The sequence below is a fragment of the bacterium genome, assembly GCA_037128595.1.
GTDB lineage: Bacteria > Verrucomicrobiota > Kiritimatiellia > CAIKKV01 > CAITUY01 > JAABPW01.
This window is the reverse complement of sequence record JBAXWB010000035.1, coordinates 22,683-46,973: the sequence shown is the minus strand read 5'-3', so window position 1 is coordinate 46,973 and position 24,291 is coordinate 22,683. Positions and strand designations below refer to the sequence as shown.

At 58.3% G+C, this 24,291-nt stretch carries 10 protein-coding genes; 7 read left to right on the top strand and 3 right to left on the bottom strand.

Annotated elements, in window-relative coordinates:
* The first annotated feature begins 1,571 nt into the window (after positions 1 to 1,571).
* Both WCS52_17235 and WCS52_17230 read left to right on the top strand, forming a co-directional pair.
* Positions 1,572 to 4,694 (top strand): LamG-like jellyroll fold domain-containing protein, encoded by a 3,123-nt coding sequence (locus tag WCS52_17235; GenBank protein ID MEI6168928.1) that lies wholly within the window; start codon positions 1,572 to 1,574, stop codon positions 4,692 to 4,694.
* A 26-nt stretch (positions 4,695 to 4,720) separates the two neighbouring features.
* Positions 4,721 to 6,871 carry an alpha-L-rhamnosidase C-terminal domain-containing protein gene (locus WCS52_17230; GenBank protein ID MEI6168927.1) on the top strand — a complete coding sequence of 717 codons (2,151 nt, stop codon included), beginning with the start codon at positions 4,721 to 4,723 and terminating at the stop codon, positions 6,869 to 6,871.
* Positions 6,872 to 7,346: 475 nt separating this feature from the next.
* Here WCS52_17230 and WCS52_17225 read toward each other — a convergent pair whose 3' ends face one another.
* Together WCS52_17225 and WCS52_17220 are read right to left on the bottom strand one after the other, a co-directional pair.
* Complete coding sequence (locus WCS52_17225; GenBank protein MEI6168926.1) at positions 7,347 to 8,429, bottom strand: LacI family DNA-binding transcriptional regulator; 1,083 nt, start codon at positions 8,427 to 8,429, stop codon at positions 7,347 to 7,349.
* Positions 8,430 to 8,431: 2 nt separating this feature from the next.
* On the bottom strand, positions 8,432 to 9,991 hold the full coding sequence (locus WCS52_17220) for an AAA family ATPase (GenBank protein MEI6168925.1): 1,560 nt from the start codon (positions 9,989 to 9,991) through the stop codon (positions 8,432 to 8,434).
* A gap of 289 nt (positions 9,992 to 10,280) precedes the next feature.
* Here WCS52_17220 and WCS52_17215 point away from each other — a divergent pair, with 289 nt between their 5' ends.
* The gene (locus WCS52_17215; GenBank protein ID MEI6168924.1) at positions 10,281 to 13,448 is read left to right on the top strand and encodes a hypothetical protein; all 3,168 of its coding nucleotides are present in this window, start codon (positions 10,281 to 10,283) and stop codon (positions 13,446 to 13,448) included.
* A 22-nt stretch (positions 13,449 to 13,470) separates the two neighbouring features.
* The gene (locus WCS52_17210; GenBank protein MEI6168923.1) at positions 13,471 to 15,378 is read left to right on the top strand and encodes a hypothetical protein; all 1,908 of its coding nucleotides are present in this window, start codon (positions 13,471 to 13,473) and stop codon (positions 15,376 to 15,378) included.
* 15 nt (positions 15,379 to 15,393) lie between these two features.
* Here the strand turns inward: WCS52_17210 and WCS52_17205 are convergent, their stop codons facing one another.
* Complete coding sequence (locus WCS52_17205) at positions 15,394 to 16,953, bottom strand: AAA family ATPase (GenBank protein ID MEI6168922.1); 1,560 nt, start codon at positions 16,951 to 16,953, stop codon at positions 15,394 to 15,396.
* A gap of 287 nt (positions 16,954 to 17,240) precedes the next feature.
* Here WCS52_17205 and WCS52_17200 point away from each other — a divergent pair, with 287 nt between their 5' ends.
* Genes WCS52_17200 through WCS52_17190 form a run of 3 tightly spaced genes read left to right on the top strand, consistent with a single transcriptional unit; the run spans position 17,241 to position 24,263 of the window.
* Positions 17,241 to 18,317 carry a hypothetical protein gene (locus tag WCS52_17200; protein MEI6168921.1) on the top strand — a complete coding sequence of 359 codons (1,077 nt, stop codon included), beginning with the start codon at positions 17,241 to 17,243 and terminating at the stop codon, positions 18,315 to 18,317.
* The gene (locus WCS52_17195) at positions 18,314 to 21,928 is read left to right on the top strand and encodes a hypothetical protein (protein ID MEI6168920.1); all 3,615 of its coding nucleotides are present in this window, start codon (positions 18,314 to 18,316) and stop codon (positions 21,926 to 21,928) included. Before WCS52_17200 ends, WCS52_17195 begins: the two co-directional genes overlap by 4 nt.
* Positions 21,929 to 21,986: 58 nt before the next feature.
* The gene (locus WCS52_17190) at positions 21,987 to 24,263 is read left to right on the top strand and encodes a hypothetical protein (GenBank protein ID MEI6168919.1); all 2,277 of its coding nucleotides are present in this window, start codon (positions 21,987 to 21,989) and stop codon (positions 24,261 to 24,263) included.
* Positions 24,264 to 24,291 lie beyond the last annotated feature (28 nt).

Here is a 24,291-nt window from a genome sequence, read left to right as displayed (position 1 = left end):
CGAAGCACAGGTGGCAGCCGACGTCCTCGGCGGCTGAGGGCCTGTAAAGTTCCCTGATAAGTGCAAATCGTTCGCCAGGGACGGCGAACGCCACCTTACCAGGTCAAAAGGGGGACGAGCGCGAAGCACAGGTGGCAGCCGACGTCCTCGGCGGCTGAGGGCCTGTAAAGTTCCCTAATAGGTGCAAATCGTTCGCCAGGGACGGCGAACGCCACCTTGCCAAGGCAAAACGGGAGCGTTCTATAAAAAATCTGTGGACTGAACGTTGATTCAATATAGGCTTTTTCAGCAGAATCTATTGTCCTACGCGACGAAGTCCTATGTTGCAACATCAATACAACCGTTGTCTTGGTTGCTGGGGGCGACGATAAAAAGCCCGTGCACACGTACACGTGGGCTTTCAGGGGATTCCCGAGATTAGATGATAGCATGACCGCGCTGCGACGACAGAGACCGACTGATATGCCGCAAAAGGCTGCAAAAGGCCCGCGCCTACGTGCGGGCGGGGCTTCCAATGGGCGATGACGGGGATGGGCAAGGTATCGCAAACAGGTCCCTGAATCGCTTGCGGCTGAATCCGGTCCGCCAGTCCAGCCAGCTGGACTTGTCTTAAGTCACTACATGCAAGCAACTTACGATATAATTTTTTCTCGCCATATTTGATTTTCCAGGTTCAGGGAGTCGAGCCAGGCCACTTTCAAGGCGCTTTCATTGACCAGGATTTGGATATTCGCGGCACCGATGACCAGCCACTTTATCAGGACTTCATGATCGGTCTTACTGAATACCAGTCCCGTACCGTGATCACTCAACGGTAGGCATTCTCCGGTTAATGGGGGCGCATGACAAATTTCTTCCAAATCAAAAACATTTGAACACCCGCTGCGCTCAAGTCGCGAAGATCGCAAAGGGGGGAGGGAAATGTGGCGTTTGTTTCGCTCCCGCATACGCGTCAACCTAAGCAGAGCAACTTAAAGGGCAGAGAAGGGATTCACCACTAATGGGGAAATGAAGAAATCCAAGCACCCCGAAAATGTTTGGCGATTTGTCATGTCTGGCTTGGCGCGCTTTGGGCACGGGAGGGTCCCCTTTAAATAGCCAGCCACGAAAAATCGCCAAACGGGTTTTCCCCGGACATCAGGGGAAATGCGGAAGCTTAAGGGCTTGATCCCTCTATGATTCTTTAATGTCCCCCGAACAACCGTTGCGGGATTGTTAATTCGGGGAAGACCACACCGCGTTCCCGTGTAACCCAATAGACCGAGCACCCCGAATTAATAATGCCGCAACATTTTGGAGTTCTTTGTCCGGATTAAGATTTCTTCATTTCCCCATTAGTGGTGAAGCATTCTTGGCGTGCTTCGCGACTTGAGCGCAGCGGGTGTGAAAATCTCTTTGCATTTTCTTGCTGTAGGTATATGCGTCTGAATATATAGGTTTGCGTGAAAACAAGGTATTTTCAGGCTTTATCAGAAATTTGTCCTGCGCCCGGTTAACGGCTTCAGTAGGACTATTCATTGCTGAGGCCTTCATGAGTGCGTAGTATAGCCCTTTACTAAATGGAGGTTTATATGTGGTCGTATCGTTCCCCGTTCGTAACGTCTGCTATCTTCTCAGGGTTGGTCTTGACAACTTTTGCCGCGAACCCTTACTCCTGGCAGGAGCCGCACGCCACGGTCAAGCCGACGGGGGATCTGGAATGGGCGCCCCGGCCCTTTGTCTTCGAGCAGGGCGCTTCCGTGCGCTATGTCGACTTTGAGGCGGGCGACGACACTCGTGCCGGGACGACCAAGGACCAGGCCTGGAAGCATCATCCCTGGGACCAGAATGCCGCCGCGCAGGCCAAAGCTGCGGCCGGTGTCGATACCTATGTTTTCAAACGCGGGACGATCTACCGTGGGGCGCTCAGTGTTCCGCCGGGAACGGCCGGCACGCCCGGAACTCCGGTTCGCCTGACCAGTGACCCGCAGTGGGGTGGGGGCGAGGCGGCACTCTACGGTTCCGAGGCTGTGACGGGGTGGCGGCAGGGAGGGCACGAGAACATGCCCGAGCGCGACAAGGTCTGGGTTGCTGACCTGCCGTTCGCGCCGCGCCTCGTGTGCATGGTGGACCCGACGGGGAGCGTTACCCGGCTGAAACTGGCCCGCACGCCCAACTGGGATGGCGCCAGCCAGGACAATATCCTCAAGGACTGCTGGCGCTGGGAGAATCCGGACTGGTGGCGGCCGGGCAACAAGTACCGTGTCACCATCGGTAAGACCAAAGCCAACCTCGGGGCGGATACGAAGAATTTGACCGCTGACGCTTCGCATTACGAGGGCGCCACCGTCTGGAGTGAATGGGGAATTGTCATGGGGGCTCCCTATGCAACCCGCGTCGAGGCGTTCGACCCCGTGAAGAAGGCGATTGCCTTCCAGGGCCCCTGGCTTGGCGATTCCGGCGACGGTCTCAAAACCGGTCATCGTTACTGGCTTGAGGACAAGCCTCACTATCTGGACCAGCCTGGCGAATTCTGGTTCGATAAACAAGGCACTGGGGGGCGGCTCTATGTCCGTCTACCGGGGGATGCGGATCCCCGGACGGTGACCATCGAAGCGGCCCGGCATCGCACCCTCATTGACGGCACCGAGATGAGTCATATCACGATCAGCGGGTTGGCCTTCCGGTTCGGCAATCTTCTCTGGGATCTCGGCGCACGACCCTTCGCGGGCGATGTGGATACGGCGGGTTTCCGGATGGTTGGGTCCGGGTCGGATATCGTCATCCGGAACTGCACGTTTGAGTATATGGCCAAGGGGATCCGCATCAAGGTCCGCGGGGCAAAGGACCGGATCGATAACGTCACCATTCTTGATAATGCCATCGCCCATACCGATCACGGGGGACTTGAGGTGGCCGATGGCACGGGGTGGGGGCAAAAGAGCAAGCCGGGTTCGCTCGGTAACCTGAGCATCTTGCGCAACCATCTTGAGGACATCGGCTTTCGACCCCTTCGTCCAAATGGCCAGATGGCGCTCGCGGTGGAATATCCCGAAGTTGCCGAGATTGCGGGCAATGTGGTGGAGCGTTGCGGCGGGTCGGGGCTTTTTATTTTTGGGGGCAAAGCGAGTGAGGCCGGATATGAGGTTCCCCTGTCACGCATTCTGATCCATCATAACAAGGTCGTCGATTCATTAATGATGGCGAATGACTGGGGCGGTATTGAAACCTGGCAGGGCGGTCCCTTCTACGTGTTTGACAACGTCTCGCGGAACCCCGTTGGGATGATGAACTGGGGCGGGCGCACCTTCGGGCATGCCTACTATCTGGATGGGGCGTTCAAGAACTACCATTTCAACAATATTGCCTGGGGCAAGAACAACGCCCTGGCCGGCGACCCTAAAGCCACGGCAAACACATCGGCATTCCAGGAGATCATCTCTTACCAGAACACCTTCTTCCATAACACGGCGTTCCGGTTCCAGCAAGGGTCGCGGCGCCAGGCCCCCCAGGCCGGGCGTAATAAATACCTGGCCAATGTATTCGAAAACATTTCGCAAATGGTGTTCCGGCACAGTGACAAAGAAGGGGTGGATCCCAATACCCGCGATGCCGGCCAGAAGGTGGAGGCGTTCGACTATTCCACGATGGCGTATGCCAACAACGTGCTGTTCGACATCACAGGGAAAGTCGCGGTATTTGAATCCCAGGGCGGTGACTATGCGGATGTCACCGCGTTCTCCAGAGCCTTGGCGACCAACGGGGCGATGAGTTCCACGGCCGGCATCCTTGCCGACACGCCGCTGCTGCGCGACCCGGCGAAACTCGACTTCCGTCCGGTCGGCAATTCGGCCGTGGCCGGCCGCGGCGTACGGGTTTTCGTGCCGTGGGGACTGTATGCCATGGTGGGCGAATGGAACTTCACCTGTAACGAAAAAGATCCTGCGCTGGTCGTTGACGAGCATTGGTTTATGACCTCCCAGTTCGGTCACCGGGACGCCTATTACAAGGCGCCGACCTTCCCGCTTATCGGGAAGAACGTCGGGAAAGAGGATTATGTCGATGGCCCCTTGGAAGACTGGACCCGGGGTGCGTTGCATCTCAACGGACGGGATCAATACCTGACACTCAAGAATGCCCCGGTGAAGGTGGACCGCGTAGATCCGTCGATGGATTTCGATCCCCAGATTGCTGACTCGAGTTTCCTGATTGAGGCGTACTTCCGCACCGGGCCCGAAGCCCACGGCGTGCTCGTTGAGAAACTGGCCGGATCAGGGTATTCGCTTGTCATCAATGAACAGGGCAAGGCCGATCTCACGCTGCGCTACAACTCTGATGCCCGCAACCTCGTCACCCGCACCCGCCTGAACGATGGTCAGTGGCATCACCTGATAGTGGAGGCCGATCATGCGACAGGGATGCTCAAGGCCTATGTGGACGGGAAAGAGGACGCCGCCGCCGCCGGTTCCGCGTTGCAGGGGTCATTGGCCAATAGCGCCGACCTCCATGTGGGCGGAACACCATCGGGCCGTCACCTCGCGGTGACGCTGGACTTTCTGCGCATGGCACGCGGAACCCTGGCGGATGCGCGGACGACCATTGGCGAGCTTTATGCTTGGCAGTTTGCGGGTCCGCAATTTCAGGATTTTTGCGGCACTCCCCGTACCGGCAAAGGTGCTGCTGGCGCGATCCTCATGGGGCCGGGGGCGCGATAATGGTTTTTCACACGAAGGGCGATGATATGAAAATAGATCCGTTTGTGTTATCTGAACCCTGTGTGATAGATCCGGCCTATTCAGTCAAGGAGTGTCGTCCGGACAAAACGGGGCTGAGTCTTTGGTCTGAGAAGAGCGGGGGACCGCTCTGGCTCTATACGCCGGGGAATCTTGAGGCGTGGCTGTTGGACCGTACGCGGCGTGAGGCCTTTACAACCTGTGTAAATATTTATCATCCGGGACGGTATCGAACGGTCCAACCCACCCTCTATGCCCGCCGGAGATTCACGTTGGCATCCGTGCCGGCCTCGGTTCCCTGTACCCTGTATTTCAATGGCAGTCTCTATCTGAAGACCGATTCCCGGGTTGTGTTGCTGACGAACACCTCCGGGGAACCGCAGAAATTCACGCTGGACCTGGCGCCGTATCTGGTGCCGGGCGAGAACACTATCCAAATCCGTGTGGTCGCCAATGGGGGCCCGCCCACGTTCCTGCTTGCGGCGCCGTCTCTTCAATCTGATCAGGATTGGAAGGTCAGCGTGGATGATTTGAAGTGGCACGCTCCGCGGTGTTTTCCGTTTGAGGGTGACCGCCGCTTTCCTCATCAGGAAACACTGCCTGAACTGCCTGTGGTGTTGGATGTGGATGAAGACGGACTCTATGATGCCGGCCTCCAATTACTCGCCCGGGTTGCCGTGAGCGCCCAAGGCGAGGGGCCCATAGCGGTCTATGTCGGGGAGAGTAAGGTCGAGGCCTTGAATCCGTGCGATGACGTCCGGGAGCAGGTCGTGCCAGTGTTGCCGGTTGCGGGCGAAGGCGAATTCAGGAGCGAAACGAAACTGGCATTCCGGTATCTGCGATTGGGCCATACTCCCGGCGTCCAGATCACGTCAGCCCAGGCCTTGGCCTCCGTTTATCCCACACGCTATCAAGGCGCTTTCGCCTGCTCAGATCAACGCCTGACGTCCATCTGGATGCATGCGGCCTATACGCTACGCGCCTGCATGCAGTTGGTTTTCGTGGATGGCTTGAAGCGCGACCGGTTACCCTGGGTGGGGGATCTGTTTGTCTGTAATCTGGGTAACTATCAATCCTTTTTCGAGACGCCCATCTCCGAATATTCGCTCTCCGCACTAATGGGGGAAGATCCGGAAGAGGCCGATATCAACGGCACGATCACCTACAGTCTTTTCTGGATCATGGCGGCCCGTGACCATGCCCTGCATTGTGGTGATAGCGCCTTCCTGCAGAGCCTGCTGCCCTATTGCGGCAAACTGATGGCGGCGATCAGGAAAAAGACGGATAACCGGTGCCTGTTGCCTTCGGACCGGTTTAGCTGGATTTACGTGGACTGGGCGGATGTGCATACCGGAGGGGTTTGCTCGTTCCTCAATTTCCTGCATGTGATGGCCCTGGACGCCGCTGCGGATCTGCACCGTGCAGTCGGCCATGAAACGGCGGCCAGTGAGTTTGCCCGGCAGGCGGATGAGCTCAGGACTACCTGTCGCGCGTTCTTCTGGGATTCCGGCCGGAAGCTCTTTCTGGATAATGTCGAACCGGAGAAAACGGACGTGCATTTTGGACGTCAATGCAACGCGCTGGCCGTTCTTTCGGGTGTGTGTACCCTTGAACAGCGGCCGGATGTTCTTCGCAATGTTTTGTTGAACAAGGCGGTGGCTCCGGTCGGTACCCCCTACATGATGTTTTTTGAGGCGCGTGCGTTAGCGGCATGTGGGGAGCATGAGGCCATGCTGGCGATGATCCGCGATTATTGGGGCAGCATGCTGGACGCGGGGGCGTCCACGTTCTGGGAGGCTCATGAGGTGGCAATCCCTGAGCCGGAGCGCTATGCCTTTTACGGCCGGCCTTTTGCCAAGAGCCTGTGTCACGCCTGGAGCAGCGGTCCGTTGCCGCTCCTCTCGGCGGAGTTGTTCGGCTTGCGTCCGCTCAAGTGCGGCTGGGCGGAATTTACCCTGAAGCCGGCTGTATCCGGACTTGAATGGGCCTGTGCCGAAGTCCCGACGCCTCAGGGTCCGATCCGGGTTCAGATCGCAGGACAACGACTTTCCGTCACATTCCCGCAGGGAACGCTTCTTGTACTGGGGGACGGGAAGACGGATCAACGACACCCGGGCCCCGCCGAACTTGAATTTACGACCGGCTTCAGTACACGTTAACAGGGTGCCGGGGTCACATCGTAACCTCTTGCTTAAAAAGTCTCGACGGCAGAGACCGACTGATATGCCGCAAAAGGCCCGCGCCTACGTGCGGGCGGGGCTTCCAATGGGCGATGACGGGGATGGGCCAGGGATCGCAAACAGGTCCCTGAATCGCTTGCGGCTGAATCCGATCCGCCAGTCCAGCCGGCTGGACTTGTCTTAAGTCACTACACGCAAGCAACTTGCGTTATAAATATTTCTCGCCATATTTGATTTCCCAGGTTCAGGGAGTCGAACCCAGCCACTTTCAAGGCGCTTTCATTGACCAGGATTTGGATAGCCGCATCGACGTGCTGAATGGCTACGGGGGGCTGCCTGCAAGCGCGACAAGACTTTGGCTCGACTGTCAGGGAAAGTGATCAAAATGGTTAGGATGTAAAATGTTACGATGTGACCTGGCTCCTTCCGATGTGACCCTGGCTCCTTCCCGTTTTCAGACTGCTACAGTGGAACCGCGGATGTGAAGCGTCGGCATGATTTCGATCCTGCGCGGTTTGTTGCCGGCGGTTCCATTGATGCGTTGTTGGAGAAGCTCGAAGGCCTGGCTTCCCATTTCTTCAGCGGGATCGTGAATGGTGGTCAGCGGTGGATTCGTGAGATTGACAAAGGACATGTCATTGTACCCGATGATCGCAAGATCGGCGGGGACCCGTATCCCCAGGTTAAGCGCCATGTGCAGGGCTGTCAGCGCCAGCAGGTCGCCGGGTGCGACCAGCGCATCGCACTCGCCAAGAAGGTGGCGCAGGGTATCCGGCGTCTCGTTGCGGTAACCCCCGCGATCGTCCACAATGGGGATTTCCATTCGTTTGACAGGTGGACAGCCGGCCTTGGCGAGCGTCTGCTCCAGTCCGGCGAGCTTTCGCGTGTTCACGTAGATATTCCCGGAGCTGGTTATGACGCAGGCCCTGCGCCGTCCAATATCCAGAAGGTGTCGAGCCTGCATGCACCCACCCTCAAACTGGCAGGCGCTCACATCGTCGGTTTTGAAGGGCAAGCGCTCGGCGGCATCGAAGGTCACAATGGGGAAGCCGCGCATGACCAGGCGCCGAAGTTCTTGATGGGATCCCTGTTCCGTCGGGTAGATGGCGATGCCATCCACATAACGATCCACCAGTTCGATGAGCATGCGATCTTCCTGGGCCGGATCGTTTTGCGAGGAGGTCAGTATTACCATGGAGCCTTGGGCGTTGGCACCCCTCTCAAAACTGGCCATCTCGCGAGCGACAATCTCGGCGGAGTGAATGTAGGGTACTAAGAGCCCCACGGTAGCCGTCGGTTTGCCATGCAGGGCGCGCGCCATGATGGATGGACGATAACCAAGTTCGAGGCACATGGCTTTGACGCGCTGCCGGGTTTCTTCGGATGCGTAGCAGTCAGAACGATTGCTGAGGATGCCTGATACGGTGGCCATGGCCACTCCGGCTTTTTCAGCGACCATGCGCATGGAGGGGCGAACGTACTGACGGAGCGGTGCGCTGGATGCAATATTCTTTTTGGAATTCTCGGAAGATTTCATTTTCAGCCGGATTTAGCAAAGTCTTCCCAGAGGCATTGAATGGTTTTGTCTTCGAAACCACCTGCGCCGAGCAGGATGATGGGGCGCGGATCGGCGAGGTAGGGTTCGTAATAACGACGCGTTTTGATCTGGGCCAGGGCGTCGGCAACGGGACCGAGTTTGAACTCGATGACGTAGATGGCGTTGGGGGTCTTGATCACGGCGTCGGCGCGGCCTTTATCGGAGTGCGATTCGGCGATGATTTCTCCACCTGCTGCCTGGAGAGCGGTAAAAAAGACCGAGTGATAGTAGGCTTCGCGGTTGAGTTGAATGTCGTAAGGGATGGTGGCAAAAAGGGAGATTAGCGCTTGCTCGAATTGCGGGCGGTTTCCGGTGCGGAGCGCCGCCAGCATTACGGCGGCAGCCGTGGAGCCGTCGGGTCCGTTGGGTCCGCAGAAGTGCCCGAGCATCATGCTGAACCACGCTTCCTTGACCTCGGCATTAGGGAAGCCCAAGGTAAAAACTCCTTCACTGAAGTCTTTAACAGTCAAATAACCGGATTGCCAGAGCAGGGGCTCGGGTTTGGGCTGGGTGATATCGAAGAGCAATGACAAATCCGTGGCTTTGATTCCCTCCAAATCACCATCCGGGCGTTGGAGGGTGGCGGCCAGTGCGACCAGCATGCCCGGCGTGCCGCTGGCCCACCAGAAATTGTTGAATTTGCAGATGTCAACGCAGTTGAGGATCGCCCAGGGATTGTAGACCTTTTCGCCCTCCCCCCACCAGTAGCCGTTGTAGCGGTTTCGCAAGGTGAGCCAGGCCTGTTCCTGCGTCATGGCGTTGGCCTGTGCCAGACGAGAGATGAAGGGGGCAAAGTCGCGGTGCAATTCCGACTCGGTATAACCGCAGATTTCCGCCGCTGTCGGGAGAAGGGTCACATCCTTCATCTGGTTCAGTTCGGAGAAGATGCTGGTACGCACCATGCGACCGATGCCGGTGATGAAGAGTTTTTCGAGTTGCGCATCGCACCCTTTGAGTGAGCCGTAAAAGGAGGACAGCACATCGCGCATTTTTTTCGCCATGGGAAGATCGGTGATGTGGTCATGCACCGGTTTCTCGTATTCGTCCACAATCACCACGACGCGGCGGCCGGTCATTTCATGGAGGCCTCGCAGCAGCATACTGAATGCCCGGGGGGTATCGTCCTGATCGATCAAAATGGCGTGGCGGATGGCGTAGTCATTGAGCATTTTACGGAGACTGCTGTCGAGTTTTTCCGGGGATGTTGAACTGACTTCCGTCAGGCTGAGATGTACGACTGGATTGGTTTTGCTCCAGTTCCAGAGGGGTTCGATGTCGAGGCCCTGGTAGAGTTCGCGGCGGCCTTCGTAAAGGTATTTGATAGTGGAGCAGAGGAGGGACTTGCCGAACCGGCGCGGGCGGGCGAGGAAAAGATATTTGCTGGCGTTGAGCAGGTTAAGCAGGCGCAAGGTCTTATCCACGTAGAGATAATCCATGCCCTCTTCGCGGAGCACCGCGAAATCACTGATCCCAAGGGGAAGTCTGGGTAAAGGTTGAACCATGGGGGAACAGTAGCGAAACAGGGAACTATATGCAATTTGTAATGAGGTCCCCGGCCATTATCCCCTCACCCCAGCCCTCTCCCTCAAGGGGCGAGGGTGCAGATTTAGTGGCCCATTATTGGCCTGCCGGAGTCTTGTTTAAGTTAGCCAGTAGAAAATCCCTCCATAAAGCCGGAAGCACCAGAATTCAGGAAATAATAAAGTTGACATTTCTTCACATGAATGCTTTCATAAAGAAAAGTAAGCAAAGTGGATGTGTGCTGCAGGCTGATCAATAAGGGGAGGCTTTATGATTAAGAAGAAGACGAAGTTAACTTTCTTGCTGGTGACGCTGGTTGGATTTTTGGGGTTCTCATCGACCCAAGGAGCTACCGCCACATGGACCAACACCGCTAACAATGCCAGCGGCTTTTGGACCAGCTCTGCCAATTGGAATGCCGCGAGCTACCCCGGTAGCGGTGTGGGCGAAACCGCCAATCTCAACACGAGCACGGCCGCCACCTACACCTGTATTCTCAACGCCACGCTTGGTCAATCCCTGAGTGTGCTGTCGGTCAACAATGCCAACGCAGCGGGGCAGGCGTGGTTAGTCCTGACCAACGCGACGCTGACTGCGTCCACCGTCAACTTGGGCAACGGCGGTCGTCTGCAGATTGATAATAACGGCGTTCTGACCAACGTCAACAGCCTCGCCTGGACCGGCACCAACGGCGTGGTCTATCTCAACAGCGGCGGCAACCTGTTTACAACCAACACCTTTTCCATCGCCCAAGCCGCCAACAATATCCGCGCCCTGATTGCCGGCACAGGCGGGCTGTGGAATTTTGCTTCGAACGTGCTTGAAATGGGTTATTCGTCGGGGAACGGAAGTCCGTCCTCCATGAATTCACTCTGGGTTGATTCGGGCAGCGTGCTCACGAACGTGGGTGTCATTAAAATAGGCATTAGCGGCACTGGAAGTAGCAACGGTAGCACGCGCAGTAACTTGCTGACGATTGCCGGTGGGAGTCAGTTGTTTGGCACAGGTACAAATTTGGCTATTGGCGGCGGCGGTACTTATGCGGCGGCCATCAGCAACGGAATGGTGATCGTTGGCAGCGGTTCCATCGTTACGAATATCGGGGCGATCACGCTTGGCGGTAATGGCGCCCCCTCGGGCGTCGATCATGGTAATTATCTAACGATCACCAATGGCGCCAGTCTTTACAGCGGCGGCCTCGTGGGAATCTTGGGCCGGACCGGAGGCGACTATGCCTCTGTTTTTGGCGTTCCGGCGGCGCCTTCATTGTGGGATTTTGGGGGCAGCGCCCTCGCGATCGGTAGCTCCGGGAGCGTCGGCAGTTACCTGCTGGTGAATGGCGGTGGCGGAACCGGGGGCGCCGTCGTCACGAATATCGGGGCGATTTCGATTGGTAATGGCGTAGGCAGCAGCAGTTACCTGACGATCACCAACGCCGGCAAGGTTTTTAGCAGCGGCGTTGCGATAGTCGGAAATGGTTGCCCTATGAACCAGGGCTTTCTCGTTGGCGCCTCGACGTGGAATCTTGGTTCGAACATGCTTGAAGTGGGTCATTCGTCGGCGAACGCAAGTCCGGCTTATACGAATTCACTCTGGGTTGATACGGGCAGCGTGCTCACGAACGTGGGTGTTATTACGGTAGGCATTAGCGGCACTGGAACTGGCAACGGCGGCACGCTCAACAACTTGCTGACGATTGCCGGTGGGAGTCAGTTGTTTGGCACGGGCACAAATTTGGCCATTGGCGGCGGCGGCGCTAATGCGTCGGCTACCGGTAACGGGATGGTGATCGCTGGTGGCGGTTCTGTCGTTACGAATATCGGGGCAATCACGCTTGGCGGTAATGGCACCGCCAATATCGTCCTTCGCGATGACAGCAATTATCTAACGATCACCAATGGCGCCAGTCTCTACAGCGGCGGACCCGTGAGCATCTTGGGTCATTCCGGTGGCGACTATGCCGCTGTCTTTGGCGTCCCGGCGGCACCTTCGTTGTGGAATTTTGGGGGCAGCACCCTCGCGATCGGTAGCTCCGCGAGCGTTGGCAGTTACCTGCTGGTGAATGGCGGTGGCGGAACCGGGGGAGCCGTCGTTACGAATATCGGGGCGATTACGATTGGCAATGGCGCAGGCAGCAGCAGTTACCTGACGATCACCAACGCCGGTAAGGTTTTTAACAGCGGCGTTGCGATAGTCGGATATGGTTGCTCGAGAAACCAAGCCCTTGTCGTCGGAGCCTCGGAGTGGGATCTTGGTTTGAACATTCTTGATGTTGGTTATTCTCCTGCTAACCCAAACCCGGCAAACACCAATTCGCTACGGGTTGATACTGGCAGCGTGCTGAAGAACGTGGGCGTCATTAACATCGGTCTTGGCGGTTCCTCCCACGGCATAGCGTACAACAACGTGCTGACAATTGCCGGTGGGAGCAAGTTGTTTGGTACGGGCAGTAACGTGACAATTAGCACCGGCCCGTCCAGCTTTGGCTTTGGCTGTAGCAACGGAATGGTTGTTGCCGGCAGCGGTTCTGTAGCCACGAATCTTGGAGCCATAACGATTGGCGCTGGCCTGATATCCGGGCAGAATTACGGCAATTACCTGACGATCACCAACGGCGGCATGGTGTATTGCACCAGCATCGCTATGGGCTTCGGTAATGCCGCCGGAAACGGCAATAACACCGTCCTGGTCGACGCTGGCGTCTTGGAAGCCAACAGTTTGACTTTAGGCAGCACGGTCGGCAACGTCATCAGCAACTCCGGCGGAATCTTCCAGTTTACCACGAACACACCCGCGATTTCGGCGGCCGGCGGCAGCAGTGCGGTGGCCATCAATAGCGGTACGATATCGTTCCGCAACGTGATCGGTGTGGATGTGAAGACCAACTGGAGCGGCACATCACTGACCAGGATGTCGTTCACAGGGACAAATGCCTTTCGCTTAGACGCCGCGACCAATGCCACGACGCCTGACCAGACCTACACATTCGCCACGGGCTTGGGGGCGACCAACTACACGCGGCTGGAGTTGCTGAACGGGTCGCTCTACCGCGGCGGCAACGTGACCATCGGGGCCAACGGGACGCTGTTGGTGTCCAATGGCGTGAGTACCGTCAGCGGGACCCTGACCTTTGACCCCACCGCTACCCTCTCGGTCGATTTGAGCAAGACCAGTGGGTACGGCGCCTTGGTGGCGCAAGGCGCTGTTGATCTCGGCGGGTGCACCCTGAACATCAACCTCGGGACGGCGCCCGTGCCGGGCTCATCGTTCAACATCATCAGCACCAGTCCGGGCTCCACGACACACTCGTTCTCGGCCGCTTCGCAGGTGCAGACCTTGAACGGCACGAATTACCTCCTGCGGGTCCACACCAGCACCAGCGGGGCAACGGTGACCTGCAATCTGCTGACACAGGGTATGTGCCTGATCATTGAGTGAGCAACGTGACAACGGGGGAATTATGAACTTGTCACAAAATAACATGAGCCGGTGGATCGGGGCGGTGGTCTGGCTGGGAGCAGGGATGGTGGCTTTGGCCCTACCCGTGGCGCAGACGATTCCCTTCAGCAATAACTTCGACTATGCCGCGGGAACCACGTTGCAATCCCTGACCAATGCGGGGTGGGATGCCTCGGATTCCTCGGTTCAGGTGCAGACGAATGTGGTGTGTGCCGACACCTCGTCGGTGATCCTGCCGCATAATACCGCGCTGACAAATTGGGTGGCTGGAGCCATGACGAACGTCTGGACGGATCTTTACGTTCAGATGGAGCCTCGCAATTACACGAACGATGCTACGGTATCGAGCAATACCGTGTTGAAACTGTATCTGGACCAAACCGGTTATATCCAGGTCTATGACCGGCAAAACGGGTGGCTGACCCTGAGCAACACCGTGCGCGGGGCGCCTATCACGGCATACACAAACGGGCAGTGGGGGCGTGTCACCCTGTTCCAGAACTATGCCGCCTATCAGTGTGCCATTTTTCTGGATGGAATCCTGATCAAGGAGCTTCTGCCGTTTGTGAGCAATGTGACTGCCTGTTCTCATTTCCAGGCCCAGAGCGGCGATACGGCAAGTTCCTATTTCGACAACTTCGCGATGACCCGTGTTCCCCCCGCAGGGATTCCCGATGCGGCGGAAATTATCGCCTATGGCTATCTAGCCTTAACGAACTATGTTGGTCCGAGCCAGCCTTACACGACGATCCAATCGGCGGTGGCGGCGGCATTACCCAGGTATACGATCCATGTGACGAACGGGACATACAGCGGAAACGTGACCATCACCAATGCTTTGGCAGGTATCACCGGTGGCGCCTTCATCATCAACGGTACGCTGGCCATTGGTCCGGGGTTGGCCATCACCAGCGCCGTGGGGATCACGGCGGGGGATTTGAGCGTTTCCAATGGAAGTGTACTGGTGGTGAACGGACAGGTGGCCGGGCATGATGTCACGATCAACGGCGGACTGGTACTGGGCTCGGGCTATGGCGTGACGGCCACCAACCTGACGCTGGGGAGTTCGGTTACGATGGCGATCACCAATGCGACGGTGTCCGTGAGCAATCTTTCGATCAGTGCCGGGGCCAGACTGGTCCTGGTCAACAGCGCCGTGACGGCCAATGGGATGACCCTGAGCGGCTCATTCACGCTGGATCAGAACTGGGGTAATCAAGGGGCGTCGGCCCTGTTGCCGTATAGTGACAACTTCGATGCCTATCCGGCGGGTACGCCGATGAATGTCCTGGGTTTCCGCGGATGGGGCGCGTCGGACAGCAGTGTGGCGGTGGAGCAGGGAACGTACGTCAGCGCCAGCAACGGGGTGACGGTTGGATTCTATGAGACCCTTTCCAACCGGGTCAATGCGGCCGCGGGGCAGGTGTGGACGGACCTTCGCGTCATCCCGACCTATGATGCGAACGATTTCACGACGGCGGTGCGTTCGACTGCGGCATTCATGGCCGTAATGAGCACGAACGGTTACCTGAGCCTCTATGACCGGTCCAAGGCGACCTGGGAGGAATGCCGGAAGGACGTGTGGCAACACGACCTGCCGCGGCAGACGGGGCAGTGGCTCCGGGTGAGTGTACTGTGTGATTACAGCAAAGGGACCTGCGGGGTTTTCCTCGATGGTGCCCTGGTGCGGCAGGAATTTCCCTTCATCAACCCGACGCTGAGTTCGAATTCGACGTTTTCGCTGATCAACAAGGAGACCAACGCGGTCTGTCTGGACAATGTATATGTGGGGACCAATTATCCTTCATCACTGACCAATGATGTGAACGGGAACGACACCCCCGATGCCCAGGAAATCCTCACGACCGATGACATCCTCCGACAGGGATCCATCTTCAAAATCCGGTGACCTTCTGATTCGTAGTCAACCGGATTTAGCAAAGTCTTCCCAAAGGCATTGAATAGTTTTGTCTTCGAAACCACCTGCGCCGAGCAGGATAATGGGACGCGGATCGGCGAGGTAGGGTTCGTAATAACGACGCGACTTGATCTGGGCCAGGGCGTCGGCAACGGGACCGAGTTTGAACTCGATCACATAGATGGCGTTGGGGGTCTTGATCACGGCGTCTGCGCGGCCCTTGTCGGTATGGGGCTCGGCGATGATTTCTCCACCTGCTGCCTGGAGAGCGGCAAAAAAGACCGAGTGATAGTAGGCTTCGCGGTTGAGTTGAATGTCGTAAGGGATGGTGGCAAAAAGGGAGATTAGCGCTTGCTCGAATTGCGGGCGGTTCCCGGTACGGAGCGCGTCCAGCATCAAGGAGGCGGAAGTCTGCCCGACGGATCGGTTTGCGCCGCAGAAGTGTCCCAACATCATTGAAAACCAGGCCTCGCGCACCTCGGCGTTGGGGAAGCCCAGGGTATAGACCTGACCGCTGACGGCCTTGACGGTGAGATAACCGGATTGCCAGAGCAGAGGCTCTGCCGCAGGCTGGGTGATATCGAAGAGCAATGACAAATCCGTGGCTTTGACTCCCTCCAAATCACCATCCGGGCGTTGGAGGGTGGCGGCCAGTGCGACCAGCATGCCCGGCGTGCCGCTGGCCCACCAGTAGCTGCCAAATTCGCCGCTGCGGAGACAGTTGAGAATGGCCCAGGGATTATAGACCTTTTCGCCCTTGCCCCACCAGTAGCCATTGTAGCGGCTTCGCAGGGTGTTCCAGGCCTGAGCCTCCGTCATGGTATTGGCTTGCGCCAGGCGGGAGATGAAGGAGGCGAAGTCATGGTGTAACTCCTCCTCGGTGTACCCGCAGAGTTCCGCTGCCTCAGAGGCGAGCGTCACATCCAACATCTGGTTCAGTTCAGAGAAGATACTGGTGCGGACCATTCGTCCGATGCCGGTGATGAAGAGTTTTTCAAGCTCGGCATCGCATCCCTTGAGTGAGCCGTAGAAGGAGGACAGCACATCGCGCATTTTTTTGGCCATGGGTGGATCGCTGATGTGGTCATGTACCGGCTTCTCGTATTCATCCACGATCACCACGACGCGGCGGCCGGTCATTTCATGGAGGCCTCGCAGCAGCATGCTGAATGCCCGGGGGGTATCGTCCTGATCGATCAAAATGGCGTGGCGGATGGCGTAGTCATTGAGCATTTTACGGAGACTGCTGTCGAGTTTTTCCGGGGATGTTGAACTGACTTCCGTCAGGCTGAGATGTACGACTGGATTGGTTTTGCTCCAGTTCCAGAGGGGTTCGATGTCGAGGCCCTGGTAGAGTTCGCGGCGGCCTTCGTAAAGGTATTTGATAGTGGAGCAGAGGAGGGACTTGCCGAACCGGCGCGGGCGGGCGAGGAAAAGATATTTGCTGGCGTTGAGCAGGTTAAGCAGGCGCAAGGTCTTATCCACGTAGAGATAATCCATGCCCTCTTCGCGGAGCACCGCGAAATCACTGATCCCAAGGGGAAGTCTGGGTAAAGGTTGAACCATGGGGGAACAGTAGCGAAACAGGGAACTATATGCAATTTGTAATGAGGTCCCCGGCCATTATCCCCTCACCCCAGCCCTCTCCCTCAAGGGGCGAGGGTGCAGATTTATGGCCTCATTATTGGCCTACCGGAGTCTTGTTTAAGTTAGCCAGTAGAAAATCCCTCCATAAAGCCGGAAGCGCCAGAATTAAGGAAATAAAAGTTGACATTCCTCTGTATGAATGCTTTCATTAAGAAAGGTAAGCAAAACAGGTTTGTGCCGTAGGCTGATCAAAAAGTAGAGGCTTTATGATTAAGAAGAAGACGGAGCTAGTGGCGGGTCGCAGACTGCCGCATCGACAGGCAGCAGGTTTTATTTTACTTTTGGGCTTGATGACCTTGGAGTTGAGCGCCGGGGTTATTGTCACGACCAATGCGGGCGACTGGAACGACGGTTCGATCTGGAGCTTGGGGCGGCCGCCGATGCAAGGCGATGACGTCACGGTCACCAATCCGGTTGCCCTGAGCAATGCGACGGACTTCCTGAGAAGTTTCCAGATCACTAACGCGACGCTGGTCTTCAGCAACTGGACCTCGGCGCTGAACGCCTCGAACGTGACGGTTCAGTCCGGCGGGGTGCTGACGCTGCCCCCGGCGTTCACGAACGGAGCCATGTCCAACCGAGTCTGGATTGTCTGCACCAATTTCACTCTGGCTTCCAACGGCACGATCAACGCGGATTACAGAGGCTACTGCGGGGGAACAAACATCACCGGCCCCGGCTGGACTAATCTCCTGGCGGCCCAGGGGGCGGGTGCCGGATCGGGTTCCTGCGGCGGCGGCTATGGCGGCCGGGGCGGCGAGCCGATGGGGTTCAATGCGACGGGTATCGGTCCGGCTTACGGTTCGGCCTCGGTGCCCGCGGAACCGGGGAGCGGCGGGGCGCGAGCCACGACCGCTGGAGGGGCCGGCGGCGGCGCCGTGCGTATCGAGGCCTCTGGAACGGCCACGTGCTTCGGCACGATCACGGCGAACGGGGGCAACGGGCTTGGAAACGGCGATGGCGGCGGCTCGGGCGGCTCGATTGCCATCGTCTGCGGACAATTCGCCGGCAGCACGAACGGTTTGCTGCGCGCGTATGGCGGCGCGGGAACTGACACTGCCGGCGGGGGCGGGGGCGGGCGCATTGCCGTGGTCTATGCGCAGAGCCCAGCCGTCAATCCCGGCGTCCGGTTCGGCGTGACGGAAGGGGCCAAGGGTGGGCGGGGCTACGCCGGGCAGCCGGGCACACTCTACCTGCCGGACACCGCCCTGCTCACGGAAACGTTAAGCAGCCCCAGTTCATCGACACCCGTCTTTATCTTGGCGTGCCGGTGTGGACGGTGAACAGTCTCACGGCCAATGGGTGCAAGCTGGTGTTCGCCGGTAACGGGTTCACCCTGTGCGTCAGCAACGATTTCAAGGTTCAGACTGCGAGCCGCTTTGGGTTCGGCGATCCGGTGTCAACCGGCATGACGCTGAGCGTTGGCGGCAGCCTGATCGTGACCAACGGCGGCACTTTCTATGTGTATAGCGGACCAACCAACGGGGCGTCTCCGGATTACGGCTGCCTCGTCAGCGTCACCAACGACATGCTGCTATCCACCAATGCGGTAATCTATCCAATTTCGCACTATACGAATGGCGGGTCTGCGCTTTTCCGGGGCCGGAATTTGACGATCGCCAGAGGCGGCATCATCAACGGCGACGGCGCTGGCTGGGCGGCTGGAATGGGACCGGGGAAAGGAATAGGGGCTGGCAACGGGTCCTCAGGCGCCGGGTACGGTGGAAAAGGCGGAGTCGGCGGCAACCTCGGCCAAATCGTCGGCGGCGGCGTTTACGGGTCGACCAATGCGCCGATCGCGCCGGGCAGCGGCGGCGGGATCGGCAACGGATTTGGCACCTACGGCGGCGGAGCGGTGCGAATGGAACTCACCGGGAAGGCGCAAATCGACGGCACGATCAGCGTCAACGGCAATTCGGCGGCGGGGACGTCGCTGGGCTATTTCGGCGGCGGCTCCGGCGGCGGCATCTGGATTCGTTGCGCCTCCCTGACGGGCGGAACCCATGGCAATCTCTCCGCCAAAGGCGGGGATGGCGGAACACGCGGCGGCGGGGGCGGCGGCGGCCGGATCGCCATCTGGTATGGCGATCCCGTGCCGGCGTCAGTGTGGAGTAATATTGTCGCGGGCGCGGTTGCGTCCACACTGACCTACACGAACTTCAGCGGCCTACCCCTGTACTTGGGCTCCAATTCCGTGGCGGGCGGTCAAACTGGCTCGGCTGGTGGTGGGGCCGGCAGCAACGGCACCGCCGTTGTCATCCGGTATGATTCGAATACCAAGACACCCGTGATCGAAAACCGCGAGGCCACGTCCGTCACAACAAACAACGCGACCCTGAACGCGTATCTGGTGGACACCGGTTCCGCGCCCGCCACGGTGTCGGTCTACTGGGGCGACACGGATGGTGGCGCCCCGACCTCGGGGCTCTGGAAGGCTACGAACACCTGGGCGGAAAGCGCTTGGACCAACGGGACTTACCCCGCGTATGTGGCGAGCCTGACGCCAGACACGATCTACTATTACCGCTATGGGGCGACAAACATTTATGGAGCGGCCTGGGCGTCGAACACTGAGCACTTCCTTGCGGGGAACCTGACCGTGACGACTCCGGACGCCGCGGCGACGAGAACTCCACCCGGGCCTCCTTCCGACCCGGGAACGTTGAGGATCCAACGGCCTCCTTTGGCGACGAACGAGGCATTGACGGTGTACTATGCGTGGGGCGGGACAGCGGTCCAGAACGTGGACTACACCCTTTCGCCCGCAGGGACGAGTTTGACGCTCTCGGCGGGGGTGGCGAGCACGGACATCACGATCACGCCCTTGTGGGGGTATGGAGCCGGAACGGTCTGGCTGACGCTGCTCCCCGGCGAGTATGGGATCGGCTCGCCTGCGAGCAATCAAGTGACGATCGCGGACTACGTGTTCACGCCGGGCGCGATTGCCACAACCAATGCGGGCGACTGGAACGATGGCGCCATCTGGAGCCTGGGACGGCCACCGATGCAAGGCGATGACGTGACGGTGACCAATACGGTTGTCCTGAGCGATGCGACGGATTTCCTGAGTAGTTTCCTGATCACCAACGCGACGCTACTCTTCACCAACTGGACCGCGGCGCTGAACGCCTCGGACGTGACGGTTCAGTCTGGCGGGGTGCTGACGCTTCCGCCGGCCTTCACGAACGGAGCCATGTCCAACCGCGTTTGGATCGTCTGCACCAATTTCACGCTGGCTTCCAACGGCACGATCAACGCGGATTACAGAGGTTACTGCGGGGGAACGAATCTCCTGGCGGCCCAGGGGGCGGGCGCCGGCTCGGGTTCCTGCGGCGGCGGCTATGGCGGCCGGGGCGGCGACCAGATGTCATTCAATGCGACGGGAATCGGTCCGGCTTACGGTTCGGCCTCGGCGCCTGCGGAACCGGGGAGCGGCGGGGCGCGAGCCACGACCGCTGGCGGGGACGGCGGCGGCACCGTGCGTATCGAGGCCTCTGGAACGGCCACGTGCTTCGGCACGATCACGGCGAACGGGGGCAACGGGCTTGGAAACGGCGATGGCGGCGGCTCGGGCGGCTCGATTGCCATCGTCTGCGGACAATTCGCCGGCAGCACGAACGGTTTGCTGCGCGCGTATGGCGGCGCGGGAACTGACACTGCCGGCGGGGGCGGGGGCGGGCGCATTGCCGTGGTCTATGCGCAGAGCCCATCCGTCAATCCCGGCGTCCGGTTCGGCGTGACGGAAGGGGCCAAGGGCGGGCGGGGCTACGCCGGGCAGCCGGGCACGCTCTACCTGCCGGATACCGCCCTGCTCACGGAAACATTAAGCCGCACCCAGTTCATCGATACCCGCCTTTATCTCGGCGTGCCGGCGTGGACCGTGAACAGTCTCACGGCCGATGGGTGCAAACTCGTGTTTGCCGGTAACGGATTCAACCTGTGCGTCAGCAACGATTTCAAAGTGCAGACCGCGAGCCGCTTCGGGTTCGGTGATCCGGTCTCAACCGGTATGACGCTGAGTGTTGGCGGCAACCTGATCGTGACCAACGGCGGCACCTTTTATGTGTATGGCGGACCAACCAACGGGGCGACCCCGGATTACGGCTGCCTCGTCAGCGTCACCAACGACATGCTGCTATCCACCAATGCGGTAATCTATCCAATTTCGCACTATACGAATGGCGGGTCGGCGCTTTTCCGGGGCCGGAATTTGACGATCGCCCGCGGCGGCATCATCAACGGCGATGGCGCCGGCTTTGCGGCGGGAATGGGGCCGGGGAAAGGAATAGGGTCTGGCAACGGTTCCTCCGGCGCCGGGTACGGTGGACAGGGCGGAGTCGGCGGAAGCACCGGCGGCGATGTTTACGGGTCGACCAATGCGCCGATCGCGCCGGGCAGCGGCGGCGGGATCGGCGCCTTGTGTGGCACCTACGGCGGCGGAGCGGTGCGAATGGAACTCACCGGAAAGGCGCAAATTGACGGCACGATCAGCGTCAACGGCAAATCGGCGGCGGGGACGTCGCAAGGATATTACGGTGCCGGCTCCGGCGGCGGCATCTGGATTCGCTGTAACTCCCTGACGGGCGGAACCAATGGCAATCTCTCCGCCAAAGGCGGGGATGGCGGAACACGCGGCGGCGGGGGCGGCGGCGGCCGGATCGCCATCTGGTATGGCGATCCCATGCCTGGGTCAGTGTGGAGTAATATTGTCGCGGGCGCGGTTGCGCCGACACTGACGTACACGAACTTCAGTGGCCTGAACTCGTACTTGGGCTCCAACTCCGTGGCGGGCGGACAAGCCGGCACGGATGGTGGCGGGGCCGGCAGCAACGGCACAGCGGTCATCATCTGGTATAATAACCCGATTCGCGGCACCATTTACTCGTTAAGGTAAACCCTGAGCGAGTTGTTGATTGAGTTCAATTATTAAAAGGAAAGAGAAAGCGTTCATTATGACAAAACACGGGAAATTCACAAAGGATGACAAGTTCGACAGTTTCATATTGACGGATCCAATGACCCCGCGCTGCTGGCAGAATTATTTATTCAACGAGACGATGTTGTTTCAGATCAATCAATTTGGGCAGGGGCTGTCCCGGTATTGGGATGAACAAGGCCGGGATGTCGAACTGAATGAGGGAGACGTACGTTCGTTCATTATCCGGAACGAAGACGGCTCAGCCTGGTCTCCACTCGTGGTTCCGTTTGGAACGGTGCCGGAGAACTACCAATGTGAATATCATCCGGCCTTTTGGCGGGTTTCCGGTGAGAGCGCTTCCTGTAAGGTTGACTTGAAAGCCTTTGTCCCTTTGACGGCCTCACTGGAATTTTGGGCCGCAACCATCAGCAATACCTCCTCGTCTCCCATCACCCGTGATCTGTTCTTTTACCTGCCAGTGAATCTGATGGGTTTTTCCATCCAGAAGTATCGTTTTTATTCTGCCACGACCATGTTCATCCAGGGTTTCAAAGTTCCCGAATCCAACGCGATCTGGGTCAAGAACGGCATTCCTGAACTGCCGCATGACAAATATAATGTCTTTCTCGCTTCGGAGACGCCCTATGAGTCCATGGACACGGACCGGACGCGATTTCTGGGGATATCAGGGCATTTGAACGCTGCCACGGCGCTGAAAAACGGGCAGTGCTCGAACACGGATGGTTACTTCGGGAAAACCTGTCTGGCCATGCATCATCATTTGACTTTAGCTCCCGGTGAGACGCGAACGCTGCGTTACCTGACGGGGCCGACCAACGGTTCAGCCGATATCGCGAAGTTGTGCCGGAAGTATCTCAATGGGCAGGCCTTTGCCGGAGAGGAACAGAAGGTGCTGGATAAACGTGAGACGGAACGGAATAATTCAGAAATACGCTCCGGCATTCCCGGTCTGGATTCATTGGCGAATACCTGGGCGAAGCGGCAGAACCGACTGGGGGTTCTCCATCGCAAGGGATTCCGTGATGTGCTGCAGGACTCCTCCGGGATGTTGGCCTATGATTTGGAGCGGGCGAAAGAAGGGATCGAGGAGGTGCTTTCCGTCCAGAAACCGGACGGCTCTGGCATTCGTGCCTGGAAGCCGTTCATTGATGCGGAGGCTTATAGTGACGGCCCTTATTGGTTGATCCTCTCTGTGGCCGACTATTTGCGGGAAACCGGAGATCTCGCTTTCCTTGATAAGCCGTTGCCTTATCTGGAAACAAAGGACCGGGAGCCGGTCTGGCTGCATCTAACCCGGGCTGCGGAACATCTGTTCGGGGATCGGGGCGAACATGGACTGTGCCGGATGCGCTTTGCCGATTGGAACGATGGCTTGGACGGTGTCGGACGCCGTGGCAAAGGCGACAGCACGATGGTGACCTTCAGCCTGATCGCCGCGATGCGGGAACTTGTAAACATGGCGGCCTTCGCTTCAAAGACGCTTCCCTATGATTCCGATGCCCGGATTGCCGAGTTGCAGGCAGCTCTGGAATCACAAGCGTGGACAGGCGAATACTATATCCGAGGGTATCGTGATGACGGGCAACCCTACGGCTCTCCGAAGAACGAATATGGCCAGATCTATATGAATCCACAGGCCTGGGCCGTCCTGGCCGATGCCGTTCCCGTTGAACGACGGAGGAAACTGTTGGAATTGACGATTAACCGGTTGGGTACGGCAAAAGGTCTCAGACTGTTTACTCCCTGCTATCCGGCCTTTGACCCGTATATGGGGCGAGTCAGCGCTGAATTGCCCGGCGTCTACGAAAACGGGGCCATGTATAACCATGCGGCCGCTTTCTTCCTGCACGCGCTGGCAAAAGCTGGCATGAAAGAAGAATCCTGGAAATATCTGGAAATGATGCTGCCCGACAACCACGCCAATCCCAGCGACGTCAGCGGCGCCGAACCCTTTGTTCTGACAAACTGCATCTTCGGGGAAGAGGCGCAGCATCGTGCCGGCACCTCCTATTTTGGCTGGTACACAGGAACAGCGGCGTGGGTATTGCGACTGATCCATAACGGCTATACCGGCATGACACCGGAATTTGACGGTTTGCACGTCAGGCCGGAAATGATTCCAGCAGAGATTAAACTCAAAAGCTATCGGCGTTCTTTCCGGGGCACGGAATATGTTGTGCAATATACTAAAGGCGCAAAAGTGTCCGTCACCGTCGATGGCAAGGCTCATGATCAAAACAAGCCTTTGCCTGTGACCGGTGGAAAAGTCAATGTTGGCGTCACGTATTGATCCAAAACGGACAGATATCAGATTTTAA

Excerpts from the sequence above, each read along its gene's own strand:
- WCS52_17235 (MEI6168928.1), top strand. The coding sequence starts at position 1,572 with ATGTGGTCGTATCGTTCCCCGTTCGTAACGTCTGCTATCTTCTCAGGG.
- WCS52_17230 (MEI6168927.1), top strand. The coding sequence starts at position 4,721 with ATGAAAATAGATCCGTTTGTGTTATCTGAACCCTGTGTGATAGATCCG.
- WCS52_17225 (MEI6168926.1), bottom strand. The coding sequence starts at position 8,429 with ATGAAATCTTCCGAGAATTCCAAAAAGAATATTGCATCCAGCGCACCG.
- WCS52_17220 (MEI6168925.1), bottom strand. The coding sequence starts at position 9,991 with ATGGTTCAACCTTTACCCAGACTTCCCCTTGGGATCAGTGATTTCGCG.
- WCS52_17215 (MEI6168924.1), top strand. The coding sequence starts at position 10,281 with ATGATTAAGAAGAAGACGAAGTTAACTTTCTTGCTGGTGACGCTGGTT.
- WCS52_17210 (MEI6168923.1), top strand. The coding sequence starts at position 13,471 with ATGAACTTGTCACAAAATAACATGAGCCGGTGGATCGGGGCGGTGGTC.
- WCS52_17205 (MEI6168922.1), bottom strand. The coding sequence starts at position 16,953 with ATGGTTCAACCTTTACCCAGACTTCCCCTTGGGATCAGTGATTTCGCG.
- WCS52_17200 (MEI6168921.1), top strand. The coding sequence starts at position 17,241 with ATGATTAAGAAGAAGACGGAGCTAGTGGCGGGTCGCAGACTGCCGCAT.
- WCS52_17190 (MEI6168919.1), top strand. The coding sequence starts at position 21,987 with ATGACAAAACACGGGAAATTCACAAAGGATGACAAGTTCGACAGTTTC.